This is a genomic window from Streptosporangium sandarakinum (genome assembly GCF_013409935.1).
GTDB lineage: Bacteria > Actinomycetota > Actinomycetes > Streptosporangiales > Streptosporangiaceae > Streptosporangium > Streptosporangium nondiastaticum.
This window is the reverse complement of sequence record NZ_JACCCO010000001.1, coordinates 1,671,660-1,684,054: the sequence shown is the minus strand read 5'-3', so window position 1 is coordinate 1,684,054 and position 12,395 is coordinate 1,671,660. Positions and strand designations below refer to the sequence as shown.

The 12,395-nt window shown below is 74.3% G+C and carries 10 protein-coding genes; 4 read left to right on the top strand and 6 right to left on the bottom strand.

The window, feature by feature from the left end:
* Nucleotides 1-15: 15 nt before the first annotated feature.
* From HDA43_RS34815 to HDA43_RS07420, 3 genes are all read right to left on the bottom strand, one after another.
* Nucleotides 16-2,040: a CHAP domain-containing protein gene (locus HDA43_RS34815; protein ID WP_246423923.1), complete on the bottom strand. Its 2,025-nt coding sequence runs from the start codon at nt 2,038-2,040 to the stop codon at nt 16-18.
* 249 nt (nt 2,041-2,289) lie between these two features.
* A complete protein-coding gene (locus tag HDA43_RS07425) occupies nt 2,290-2,631 on the bottom strand; it encodes a VOC family protein (RefSeq protein WP_179819007.1) in 342 nt (113 codons plus the stop codon).
* A gap of 113 nt (nt 2,632-2,744) precedes the next feature.
* Nucleotides 2,745-4,598 (bottom strand): serine/threonine-protein kinase, encoded by a 1,854-nt coding sequence (locus tag HDA43_RS07420; protein ID WP_179819005.1) that lies wholly within the window; start codon nt 4,596-4,598, stop codon nt 2,745-2,747.
* 130 nt (nt 4,599-4,728) lie between these two features.
* Between HDA43_RS07420 and HDA43_RS07415 the strand changes: the two genes are divergently transcribed.
* The 3 genes from HDA43_RS07415 to HDA43_RS07405 all read left to right on the top strand — a co-directional run bounded on the left by HDA43_RS07415 (nt 4,729) and on the right by HDA43_RS07405 (nt 7,309).
* Nucleotides 4,729-6,288 (top strand): BCCT family transporter, encoded by a 1,560-nt coding sequence (locus tag HDA43_RS07415; protein WP_179819004.1) that lies wholly within the window; start codon nt 4,729-4,731, stop codon nt 6,286-6,288.
* Between the two features lie 146 nt (nt 6,289-6,434).
* Entirely contained in the window at nt 6,435-6,782 is a 348-nt protein-coding gene (locus HDA43_RS07410; protein ID WP_179819003.1) for a DUF3147 family protein, read from the top strand.
* Nucleotides 6,779-7,309, top strand: coding sequence for a DUF3147 family protein (locus HDA43_RS07405; protein ID WP_179819002.1), 531 nt, complete (start codon nt 6,779-6,781; stop codon nt 7,307-7,309). Before HDA43_RS07410 ends, HDA43_RS07405 begins: the two co-directional genes overlap by 4 nt.
* A 119-nt stretch (nt 7,310-7,428) precedes the next feature.
* On the opposite strand, the gene HDA43_RS35820 is transcribed toward HDA43_RS07405, so the two are convergent.
* Nucleotides 7,429-7,683, bottom strand: a complete 255-nt coding sequence (locus HDA43_RS35820) for a GntR family transcriptional regulator (protein WP_218911641.1) — start codon at nt 7,681-7,683, stop codon at nt 7,429-7,431.
* Between the two features lie 165 nt (nt 7,684-7,848).
* Between HDA43_RS35820 and HDA43_RS07395 the strand changes: the two genes are divergently transcribed.
* A complete protein-coding gene (locus HDA43_RS07395) occupies nt 7,849-9,108 on the top strand; it encodes an alpha/beta fold hydrolase (RefSeq protein ID WP_312873080.1) in 1,260 nt (419 codons plus the stop codon).
* Nucleotides 9,109-9,193: 85 nt separating this feature from the next.
* Here the strand turns inward: HDA43_RS07395 and HDA43_RS07390 are convergent, their stop codons facing one another.
* Nucleotides 9,194-10,609: an ATP-binding protein gene (locus HDA43_RS07390; RefSeq protein WP_179819000.1), complete on the bottom strand. Its 1,416-nt coding sequence runs from the start codon at nt 10,607-10,609 to the stop codon at nt 9,194-9,196.
* Nucleotides 10,610-10,679: 70 nt separating this feature from the next.
* Complete coding sequence (locus tag HDA43_RS07385) at nt 10,680-12,347, bottom strand: NAD(P)/FAD-dependent oxidoreductase (protein WP_179818999.1); 1,668 nt, start codon at nt 12,345-12,347, stop codon at nt 10,680-10,682.
* Nucleotides 12,348-12,395: the final 48 nt, after the last annotated feature.

Here is a 12,395-nt window from a genome sequence, read left to right as displayed (position 1 = left end):
CGGGAGCGGGAGCGGTCACACGTGCTCGGGGACCTTCGCCCGGCGGCGTCCCCGGTAGCCGCCGGGCATCAGGGCGTCACCGCCGGCCATGACGTCCCCCTGGACGAGAACGTCCGCGGATCGGGCCGGGACGTCCCCGGGCCGGGTGCGGGCGGCCGGGACGGCGGGTCCGAGCCGGACGGTCGTGCTGACCACGGACTCGGAACGCCGGTGCCGCCGGCCCCGCAGCGGGGCGTCCGGCACGAAGGTGGACGTCTCCAATGGGTGCTCGCGGCGGTGCCGCCGGCCCCGCGGCGGGGCGTCCGGCGTGAAGGTGGGGGACTCGGCGGGATGCTCGCGCAGCCGGCGCCTGCCCTGGTAGGGAACCCTGGGGCCGTCGTGGCGGCGGACCGGGGAGGTCTCCCGGCCCGGAGCCCGCTCCGGCCTTCCGGCGTCTCCGGCCCCCGGGGCGTCCCAGGCCGCGCCGGACCGGCTCTCCGGAACGGGGGAGAACCAGCTCTCGGAGACGGCCGCGGACCGGCTCTCCGGCATGGGGGAGAACCAGCTCTCGGGGACGTCGGGGGAACGGCCCCCGGAGGCGCCGGAGAGCCAGCTCTCCGCGGCCTCGCTCACGCGGGCGAGGAGGGCGGACAGGTCGGTCTCCTCGGCGCGCGTGAGACTGGCCGCGGCCGGGAAGGACTCGCCCTCCGCGCCGTGGGAGCCGGTACGGGCGAGGGCGGCCGGCAGGATCTCGTCGGCCCGGTGGACGTGCAGGGGCGGGGCCGTGACGACGCGCTCGGCCGGCGGGACCGCCGCGGTGGTCGTCGAGACGGCCGGCGACGCGGTCGTGATCTCGAGGAGGGACGCGGCCGTGACCTCGGGGAGGACCGTCCCGGCGGTCCGCGGCTCGGCGGCCGGGGCGGGGGAGACGATCGGGGCCGAGGCGGGCGCGTTCTTGGTCATCCGGCGGCGGCCCGGGGCGCGGCGGCGGCCGGGGGCCCGGCGGGCGGGCGCCTTCCGCGACGGGGCCGCGGGGGTCGCGCCGGCGAGGGAGAGCCGGGTCCGCGACTGCTTGATCCTGGCGTGGGCGATCATCGCCATCGCGGTGAGCAGGACCGGCGCGAGGACGGTCGGACTGCCGAGCTGGGGGGCGGGCAGCGACAGGTCGCGGCCGGAGGCGACCGGGTCCGCGGCGAGCGCCTTGGTGTCCGCGGTGGCCGGCTTGGCGTGCTTTCCGGCCGACGACCCGGACGGCGCGGCGGCCTTTCCGGCCGTCGTACCGGTGATCCCCGCCGTCGCGCCCGTCGTGCCGGTGGTGCCGGTGGCGTCCGCCGTACCGGTGCCGTTGACGGTCGTGGTCGTGGTGGTTTCGACCCGGGTGGGGGACGGGGAGGGGGCGGCGTGCTTGCCGGGGCCCTTGGCGTGCTTGGGAGCGGCCTTGGCGGTGGTCTTGGCGGTGCTCTTGGGACCGGTCTTCTCGACCGGCACGGGGTCGGGCAGGGCGAACAACGCCAGCACGCCGGGGTCGGGCGAGACCTCCACCGAGTTGTCGGCCCGGACGTCGGAGGAGGTGATGACGGTCTTCTTCTCGGCCGCCTCCCTCTCCAGCCGGGCCTTGATCTTCTCGGGGTAGCCGTAGCCGACGACCTTGTCGGTGTCGCGCACCTTGCGCTTGGCGACCCCGCCGTCGATGTTGCCCTCGATCGTGTGGATCTTCCGGCCCTCGACCTTGGTGACGATCCCCACGTGGTCGATGCGGTCGATCTTGTTCGAGCCGCCCCAGTCGAAGAAGACGATGGCGCCGGGCTTCGGGGTGGTGCCCCAGGCGTCCTGTTCCTTGAACCACCGCGCGTGGTAGACGGTGTAGGCGAACTGCCCCACCCAGCTCTCGTAGCCGAGCTTGTGCGCCGCCCACGACAGGTACATGTCGCACCAGGGTGCGGAGGTGTAGTCGTCCTTCGACTCCACGGTGCCGTCGTACCAGCCGCCGAACTTCGTGTAGCCGTCCGACTTCTCGGAGTAACCGAGCTGGCTTTCCAGCAGCTCGATGAGCTTGTGCATCTCAGGGGTCATAGAGAGTTTCGCGAGAACCCCGACGGCCGTGCGTGTGTGGTCGCGCCGCCCTCGCGACCTGGACGTCGGGGATGGGGTCGAACGATGGTGCGTTCACGCGGGCCGGTCGGAGAGGGACCGGGGCGCGTGTGGCGGCACCATTGGCCAGTGTCTTCCGTGACGGGAGAGGTTACATACTTCAAGATTAGGTTACGTCACGGTAAAGCGTGCACAGATCTTCAAACTGGGTAAGGCGGGTCAGATGGGTGCGTAGAGGACAAGGACGTTCCCCGAGGGGTCGCGGAGCACCGCCCTCGTCTCGTGCGGCCCCGCCTCCGGATCGCGCACCACCGTCGCGCCCGCGTCCGCCAGCTCCCGTACGGCCCGCGCGACGTCGTCCACCCGGTAGGACGGCGCGGTGACCTCCCCGGCCACCCGCTCCTCCGCCGCCACCAGCGCGACCGTGGCGCCGCCCCCGTCCAGGGCCGCGAACCGGTCGCCGTCGCGGAAGCGCACCGCCAGGCCGAGCGTCCCTGAGTAGAAGGCGATCGCCTCTCCCATGTCGGCCACGGGGATCAGGACGTTGCCAAGCTTGGTCAAAGGAGCCTCCGCGGGGGTCGGTTGTCGATCGACAAGCTAGCGATGCCGGTTTCCAGCTACAAGACGCGGTTCCAGGTGATTTTTCGTGAAACCTGGGTACTCGCTGCGCTTCATCAGGGTTCCGGCGGGTCCGGAACCCCGGAGGAACCCGAAAGGCCGGAGACGCCGGAGCGCCCGGAAGGTCCGGAGGCCGCGTCCCGTCCGCAGGCGGGCAGGTCCAGCCGTACGTCCCGGGAGCGCATCTCACCGCCGGGGACGACGGCGGCCGTCACCAGCCGGTGGACGTACTCCCCGCACGGGGGAAGGGCGGCGAACTCCCCGGAGATCCGGCGGGTGTACTCCGTCAGGCCGGACAGCGTCAGGGTGCGGACGCCGCCGGTCAGCCCGCCCTCGCCGCCGACGACCTTCTGGGCGAACCCCAGCCGCACGGTCACCGCCGAGGTGCCCGCTGCCCGCACCCGGAAGCCGATCTCGGCGCCGTCGAACGAGGTGATCTCCACCTCCGCGGCCGGGGCGCCGGGGGAGGGGGTGGGCGAGGGCCCGGCGGGGGACGGCGTGCCCGGGGAGGCCGTCGGTCCCGTCGGGCTCGGCGGGCCGGGGACGGTGTCCGTCGGGGTGGCGCTCGGCCGGCCCTCCGGCGCGGTGGGTCTCGGGCGGCCCGGACCACTGTCCGCCGGGGTGGGCTCCGGACGGCTCGGCCGCGCGGTGGGGCCGGGACGCCCGGGTCCGCCGGTGGGCGCCGGAGAGACGGACCGGTCGGTGCGCCCGCCCGGCCCGGTGGGCGCGGGCGGCGCGGTCCGGCCAGGGGCCGCGCTCCTCGGCGGCCCGGGGGAGGGGCTGGGGGCGACGGAGCCCCGGGACCGTTCATGGGCGGCCGGCCGGGTCGTCCTCCGGTCGCCGGAGGCCGCCGTGCCGCCGCCCGCGGGGTGTCCCGGCGCGGGGGTGAAGACCGTGTCCGAGGCGAGCCTGTCGGGGACCCGGCCCGCGACCACCAGCCCGGTGGTGACCGCGACGCCGATCACCCCCGCCGCCGCCACGATCCGCGGGCCGAGCCGGGGACGGCGCGTCTCGCCCGTCCGTCCGGCCGCGTTCGGCGGCCTCGGGACACCCCTCTTCGGCGCGGTCCTGGCCAGCGGGAACGCCAGCGCCAGCCCGATGGCGAGCTCGGCCAGGCGCTGCCGCCCACGCCGTTCCCAGCCGGGCCCGCAGGCGGCGGACGCGACCGCCTCCAGGTCCGCGGCGAACTCCCGGGCCGTGGCCGGCCGGTCCGCCGGGTCCGCGGCCAGGCCGCGCGCCACCAGCCCCGCGAGCTCCATGGGCACCGTTGGCTCCGCGGACTCTGTGAGCGCCGTGGGTTCTGTGAGCGCCGTGCCGTACGGCGGGCGCCCGGTGAGGCACTCGAAGAACACGCACGCGGCCGCGTACAGGTCTCCCGCCGGGCCGGCCGGACGCCCGTCCCCCCGCTCGGGCGCCGCGTGGGGCGGCCCGCCCGGCGGCCCCGGCCCGGCGGTGCGGGCGGCGACGCCGAGGTCCGCCAGCTTGCCGGTGCCGTCCGCTTGGACGAGCACGTTCTCCGGCCGGTGGCCGCGGTGCGCGACCCCGGCGGTGTGCGCGGCCGCGAGGCCCGCCAGCGAGTCCCGCAGCACCACCAGCGCGGCCTCGGGGCCGAGGGCGCCGTGCCGGGCCAGGATCCTCCGGAGCGAGACGCCGTCCACCAGCTCCATCACGATCGCGGCCTGGATCACGTCCTCGTAGTACTCGTGGAGCGAGACCACGTTGGGGTCGCGCAGCTCCGCCAGGACGCGGGCGTCCCGCCGGAACCCGGCCAGGAACCCGGGGGAGTCCCGCAGGGAGGCGCCGAGATACTTGATGGCGACGTAGGCACCGGTGGCCTCGTAGGTGGCCAGCACCACGCGACCGCCGCCCCCGCTGCCGAGCTCTCGCACCTCGCGGTATCCCGGAACCATCCAGTCCCCCTCCGAGCGCCGTCGATTGTTCGACGGTCTCACCCCCCGGGGTGGTTGTCACGGTTCGCGAACTTCGCACCGGGCAGTAAGGCGAGTACGGGGGATGTGTCGATGACGGGGGCCCGGTTCCATGCGGAAACTCGATGCTCCGCTGGTGGCGGTCGCCGTGGCACTGCTGCTCGCGATGGTGGCGTGGGGAGTGCTCTCCCCGGGCTCGCTGGACACGGCGGGCACGGGCGCGCTCGGCTGGGTGCTGGACGCCTTCGGCTGGCTGTTCGTGGTCGCCGCCGACCTCTTCCTGGTCCTGGCGGTCGTGCTGGCGGCGAGCAGGTACGGCACGATCCGCCTCGGCAGGGACGGCGAGACCCCCGAGTTCTCCAACCTCGCGTGGGTCGCGATGATGTTCAGCGCCGGCATGGGCATCGGCCTCATGTTCTACGGCGTCGCCGAGCCGATCACGCACCTGCTCAGGCCGCCTCCGGGGCTGGGCGTCACGGCGGGCTCGGCGGGGGCCGCGCGGGTCGCGATGGAGTACTCGCTGTTCCACTGGACCCTGCACCCCTGGGCCATCTACGCGATCACCGGCCTGGCCCTGGCGTACTCGACCTTCCGGATGGGCCGCGGCAACCGGTTCAGCGACGCCTTCACCCCGCTGTTCGGCGGCAGGCCCCGCCCGCACGCGGGACGGGTGCTGGACCTGCTGGCCGTCCTCGCCACGGTCTTCGGCACCGCCACCAGCCTGGGACTGGGAGCCCTGCAGGTGGAGTACGGCCTCAACGAGCTGTTCGGGTTCAGCGGCCGGCGGCTGGAGGTGATCGTCATCATCGTGCTGACCGCCGCGTTCGTCGTCTCGGCCGCGACCGGTGTGCACCGGGGCGTGCAGTGGCTGAGCACCGCCAACATCTACCTGGCCGCCGTCCTGGCCGTGCTCATCTTCGTCTTCGGCCCGACCGTCGCCACCCTCGACCTGCTCCCCGCGTCGGTCGGCGGCTACCTGCAGGACCTCCTCCCGATGTCCTCGCGGACGGGGGCGTTCATCGACAAGAAGTGGCTCGGGACCTGGACCATCTTCTACTGGGCGTGGTGGATGTCGTGGGCGCCGTTCGTCGGGGCCTTCATCGCCCGGATCTCCCGGGGGCGGACCGTCCGCGAGTTCGTCATCGGCGTCCTGCTCGTCCCGTCCGGCGTCAGCGTGATCTGGTTCGTCATCAGCGGCGGCGCCGCCGTGTGGCTCCAGCGCACCGGTACGGCGGACTTCTCCGCGACCCTCACCGAGGGGCCGGAGTCGGCGATGTTCACGCTGCTCCACCACCTGCCCCTGACCCTGCTCACCACCGCGATCACCGTGATCCTCGTCGCGCTCTACTTCGTCAGCGGCGCGGACGCGGCCGCGCTCGTCCTCGGCTCGCTGTCCAGCCGGGGGGCGCTCCACCCGCCCCGGCCGCTGGTCGTGATGTGGGGCGTGCTGACCGGCGCGGTCGCCCTGGTGCTCCTGCTGGCCGGTGGCCTGGAGGGGCTGCAACGCGCCACGATCCTGGTCGCGCTGCCGTTCCTGATCGTCATGCTCCTGCTCTGCCTGGCCCTGGTGAAGGAACTGCGCCAGGACCCGGGGGTCGCCGTCCCCCGGGGGCGGCACTACGGCCTGCCGACCGCCATCCGCCGGGCCTGGGGCGAGGACGACGGCTCCTGACGCGCGCCGCTCCGGGCGGCGCCCGCCAGAGCGGGCCGGACGCGGTGCCGGGTTCCGGCGGCCGTACGGCGTGGCGGAGGGCATGTTCGGCGGAACCGCGGGCAGCGTGGTGGCCTGGGTGAGGGATGCCCGGGGGAGGAAGCGCCATGGGGCTCGAAGTCGTCAAGGTGTTGCTCAAGGCCGCGGCGGGCGGGTTGTTCGTGCTGCTGTTCGCCGCGCTGGCGGAGATGATCGCTCCGAAGAGGCTGGCGGGCGTGTTCTCCGCGGCTCCGTCCGTGGCCCTGGGCGGCATGCTGGTGACGGCCGCGCTCAGCGGGGTGTCCGACGTCCGCCAGTCGGCCCTGGGCATGACGATCGGGGCGGTCGCGTTCGTCGCCTACTGCCTGGTGGGGGTGCCGCTGCTGAAGCGGTGGGGCGCCTGGAAGGGCTCGTCCGCCGCCTTGGGTGTCTGGCTGGCCGTGGCCGTGGCGGGCTACCTGGTGGTGTGGCCGTGACGAACGATCTCCGCGGCGACCACGACGACCGTGACGATCGCGACGACCACGACGATCGTGACGACCACGACGGTTCCGGCGGCGACCGCGGGCGGAGTGACGAGCGGCGCGACGACGACGAGGTACGGCTCGCCCCCCGTGAGCTCGGGAGGACCAGGCCGCGTGACTGGCTGATCCGGTTCGCCTTCGGCGCCGGGGTGTCCGCCCTCGCCGGGGTGGTCGCCACGGTGGCCGGCCCGCGGTTCGGCGGCCTCTTCCTGGCCTTCCCGGCGATCCTGATGGCGTCGCTGACGCTGGTCGCCAAGAAGGAGAGCGTGCGCCAGGCCCGCAACGAGGCCCGGGGCGCGACCTTCGGCGCGGTGGGGCTGTTCGGCTTCGCCGCGGTCACCGCCGCCGCGCTGGCCGGCCGGTGGCCGCTGTGGGCGGCGCTGGCCGCCGCCACCGCGGTGTGGGCCGTCCTCTCGCTGGGCTGCTACCTGCTGGCCAGGGCGTTCGGCGCCGGGGGAGACGAGCCTCCGGCGGGCTGAACCCGTCCGGGCCCGACGCCGCGTCCGCTCCGGACGACTTCCGGCGGCTACGCGCGGACGAGATCGTCCGGCGTCGCACCCGCGGAGCCCGGCGGCCCCGCGCGCCCGGCGGGCGCGGGTCAGCCGCCGCCGGTCTCCTCGGCGCGGGAGGACACGAAGTCCCCCGTGCCCTCCAGCGTGTAGAGGAGCCCCTCGTCCCGGAGCACCTGGATCGCCCGCCGTACGTCCTCGGGGTCGAGGCCGTACCGCTCACCGAGGTCCTCCACGGAGGGGATCGGGCGGTCCATCTCCATCTCGCCGCGGGTGATCTGCGCCCGGAGGACGTCCGCGAGCTGCCGGTAGGCGGGGACGTCCCCGCCGTGGTCGATCGTCACGGCCATGAATCTAGACGCCCGCCCGGGGAACGCCGAGCAGGCGCGCGGCGGGAGCCCGCCTCGCCGGCGTCCGTTCCGGCGCGTCCGGGACGTCCGTCTCGCGGGTCTTCCGCCCGGACAGGCGGGGGACGGCCCGCCCGGCCGCTTTCCGGTACCGTTCGGCGGGTGACCGTCCTGCTGCCCGGTGTGGCCCTCACCGACCACGTCTTCACCGTCCCCCTCGACCACGCCGACCCCGGAGGCGAGACCATCGAGGTCTTCGCCCGGGAGGCGGTGGACCCGGCCAGGCAGGGCGAGGACCTGCCGTGGATGCTCTTCCTGCAGGGCGGGCCGGGCGGCAAGTCGCCGCGGCCGACCGGCGCGGACGGCTGGCTGGGGCACGCGCTGAGGACCCACCGGGTGCTCCTGCTCGACCAGCGGGGAACCGGCCGCAGCACCCCGGTCACCTCCGACACCGCCTCCGGAACCGACGCCGGGCTGGCCGCCCGCCTCGCGCACTTCCGCGCCGACGCGATCGTCGCCGACGCCGAGCTGATCCGCCGCGAGCTGTGCGGCGGGCGGCCGTGGGAGACCCTCGGCCAGAGCTACGGCGGGTTCGTCACGCTGACCTACCTGTCGCGGGCGCCCGAGGGGCTCGCGGCCTGCTACGTCACCGGCGGACTGGCCGGGCTCGCGGCGAGCGCCGACGACGTCTACGCGCGGACCTACCCCAGGGTCCGCGCCAAGGTCGAGCGGTACTTCGCCCGCCACCCCGGCGACTCCGCCCGCCTGGACGCGATCGCCGACCACCTGCGCGACCGGGAGGTCCTGCTGCCCGACGGCGACCGGCTGACCGTGCGCCGCCTGCAGAGCCTCGGCATGTGCCTGGGGATGAGCGACGGCGCCGACCGCCTGCACTGGATGCTCGACGAGGCGTGGACCGGCGACCGGCTCTCCGACCTGTTCCGGTACGAGGTCATGATGGCCACCGGCTTCGTCGGCAACCCGCTCTACGCGGTCCTGCACGAGTCGATCTACGCCCAGGGCGGCGCCACCGCCTGGGCCGCGCACCGCCTGCTGCCGGAGGAGTTCGCCGAGGACGCCCGGCCGCTGCTGCCCACCGGGGAGATGATCTATCCCTGGATGTTCGACGAGATCGCCGCGCTCCGCCCCTTCAGGGCCGCCGCGGAGATCATCGCCACCCGCTCCGACTGGCCCGCCCTCTACGACCCGGTACGGCTGGCGGACAACCGGGTCCCGGTCGCCGCCGCCGTCTACTACGACGACATGTACGTCGACGAGGGGTTGTCGATGGAGACGGCCCGCGCCGTGGGCGGCGTGCGGGCCTGGGTGACCAACGAGTGGGAGCACGACGGCGTGCGCGTCTCCGGCGGCCGGGTCCTCGCCCGCCTGATGGAGACGGTCAAGGGCGTCCACGGCCCCTGACCCGCCGGGCCGTCCGGCCCGCGCCCGGCCTCCCGCCCCCACCCCGGCTGTCGCTCCCGGGCCCGCTCCGGCTCCCGCCGGACGTTCAGGCGGGCGGTTCGGTGAGCGGGAGCCGTACCTGGAAGCGGGTGTCACCGGGCACCGACTCCACCCGCAGATCGCCGCCGTGCCGGCCGGCCACGATGCGGTAGGAGATGTCCAGCCCCAGCCCGGTGCCCTCGCCGACGGCCTTGGTGGTGAAGAACGGCTCGAAGATCCGCTCGTGCAGGTGCTCCGGGACGCCGGGGCCGGTGTCGCAGACCTCCACCAGGGCGGTGGTGTCGTGTTCCACGCGGGTGCGGACGGTCAGCGTGCCGCTGCCGTTCATCGCGTCCAGCGCGTTGTGGATCAGGTTGGTCCACACCTGGTTGAGCTCCCCGGCGTAGCCGGGGATCGGCGGCAGCTCCGGGTCGTAGTCGGTCGCCACGCTCACCCCGGGCGGGATCTTGCCCTTGAACATGGCGAGCGTGCTGTCCAGCAGCTCCCGCACGTCCACCGTCTGGTACGGCGCGCGGTCCATCTGCGAGTACTGCTTGGCGGAGGCCAGCAGCGAGGAGATCCGCCCGGTCGCGTCGGTCACCTCGTCCAGCATCTGACCGATCTCGATGGCCTCCGAGAGCCAGCGCACCGCGCCGGGCAGGTGCTCCTCGCCGACCGCCTCGCGCACCGCGTCCAGCCCGTCGGGGCCGAAGCCCGCGCTCACCAGCGCCGGGGCCAGCTCCCAGCCGTCCGGCACCCCGGCCTCCTCCAGCGCCTCGCCCAGCGCGTCCTCGGCGTCGGAGATCTCCAGCGGGGACCGCGCGGGCGCCTCCCCGGCGCCTTCCGTACAGCCCTCCTGGAGGTCGATCAGGGCGCGCAGCCGGTCGGCGGGGATGCCCGCCTCGGCCAGCGCGGCCAGTTCCCGCCGCGACGAGCGGACCATCTCCCGCAGTTCGCCCACGGCGCGTACGGCCGCCGCCGCCGGGTTGTTGAGCTCGTGGGTGAGCCCGGCGGTGATCGTGCCGAGCGCGGTCAGCCGCTGCCTGCGGTCGATGAAGTCCCGCTGGGCGAGCCCGCCGAGGCGCACCCCGTCGAGCAGGTGCACCGCCATCGGGAACCACTCGCCGATCATGTGGCCGTACTTCCTGGCCGGGAGCACGAAGAGCCGCGACGGCTTGGTCGCGCGCAGCGAGTGGGCGTAGGAGTCCGGGGCGCGGTCGCCGAGGTAGGCCGAGGTCGCCCCGGCGTAGACGCCGGGCTGGGAGGTGGGGGCCATGGAGACCGGCCCGGCGGGGGTCTCGGTGGTCATCATGACCTCGCCGTCGACGAGCACGAAGAAGGACTCGGCGGGGTCGCCCTGCCGTACGACCGTCTCACCCGCGCCGTAGTCGCGTTCCTCGCCGTGGGAGGCCAGCCAGGCGATCTTCTCGTCGTCGAGCCTCTCGAACAGGAACAGCCCTCTGAGCACTTCCGGGTCGGTCATGCGGCCTTCCTCCCGGCCCTCGCGGCGCCGCGGGCCCGCGTTCCGCTCGCGGCCCCTCCGGATGCCCCGCTCATGCCTTCTCCAGATAACGGTGGACCAGCGCCACCGCCATGGCCCCCTCGCCGACGGCCGAGGCGACCCGCTTGATGGAGTCGGCCCGCACGTCCCCGGCGGCGAACACACCGGGGACGTTGGTCTCCAGGTGGTACGGCTCGCGCTGGAGCGGCCAGTTACGGGGACGGTTCCCGCCGGAGGTCAGGTCCGGCCCGGTGAGGACGAAGCCCCGGGCGTCACGCTCGACCGTGTCGCCGAGCCAGTCGGTGAACGGCTCGGCGCCGATGAAGACGAACAACCGCTCGGTGTCCACCGTCCGCTCGCCGTCCGGCCCCTTGAGGACCAGCCGCTCCAGGTGATCGTCGCCCTCGGCGGCGGTGATCTCGGTCCCGGTGTGCACCTCGATGTTCCGCAGCCCGGAGATCTGCTCGATCAGGTAGTGCGACATGGACCTCTCCAGCGAGTCGCCCCTGACGAGGAGATGGACCGTGCGGGCGTACTTCGACAGGTGGACCGCGCACTGCCCGGCCGAGTTGGCCGCGCCGACGACGTAGACGTCGCTGCCGGCGCACTCGGGCGCCTCGGTCAGGGCCGCGCCGTAGTAGCAGCCGGAGCCGATGAAACCGTCGAGGCCGGGGGCCGTGAGCCGCCGGTAGGCGACGCCGGTGGCCAGGATCACGGTGTGCGCCGCGATGCTGCCGCCGTCGGCGAAGCCGATCACCCGCGCCCGGCCCCTGACCTCCAGGCTGGTGACCTGGCGGGCGGTGAGCAGCTCGGCGCCGAACTTCAGGGCCTGGCGGCGGGCGCGGTCGGCGAGCTGGGCGCCGGACAGGCCGTCGGGGAAGCCGAGGTAGTTCTCGATGCGGGAGCTCTGCCCGGCCTGACCGCCGGAGGCGTGCTGCTCGACCAGCACCGTGCGCAGCCCCTCCGAGGCCCCGTAGACCGCCGCGCCCAGCCCGCCCGGGCCGCCGCCGATGACGACCAGGTCGTAGAAGTCGGTGGCGGGGGTGGTGGACAGGCCGACGGCCGCGGCCAGCTCCGGGACGGAGGGGGCGGTGAGCGTCGCGCCCTCGGCCGTGACCACCACCGGAAGCCGGTCGGCCGGCGGGGTCGCGTCCGTCTCACCCGCCGCGGCGAGCAGTTCGGCGCCCTCGGGGGCGTCGGCCAGCAGCCAGCGGTAGGGCACCTGGTTCCGCGACAGGAAGTCGCGGACCTCGTAGGACCGCGCCGACCAGCGGGCGCCCACCACCCGCAGCTCGCCGGTCTCGCGCCGGTCGGTCCGCTGCCAGGCGTCGAGCTGGGCGTCCAGCACCGGGTAGAGGTTCTCCTCCGGCGGGTCCCACGGCTTGAGCATGTAGTGGTCGAGGTCCACGACGTTGATCGCCTGGATCGCCGCGTCGGTGTCGGCGTAGGCGGTGAGGAGCACGCGGCGGGCGTGGGGGTACAGGTCCATGGCCTGCTCCAGGAACTCCACGCCGTTCATCTGGGGCATGCGGTAGTCGGCGAGGACGATCGCGACGTCGTCGCCGCGCAGCCGCAGCTCGCGGAGGCTCTCCATGCCCTGGGCCGCCGTCTCGGCCCGGACGACGCGGTAGGAGTGGCTGTAGCGGCGTCGCAGGTCACGCGCGACCGACCGTGACACGCCCGGGTCGTCGTCAACCGTAACGATGACCGGTTTATCCATTGTCTGCCTTCCAGGGATACGGCGCCTCCTTGAAGGATGTCATAGGCG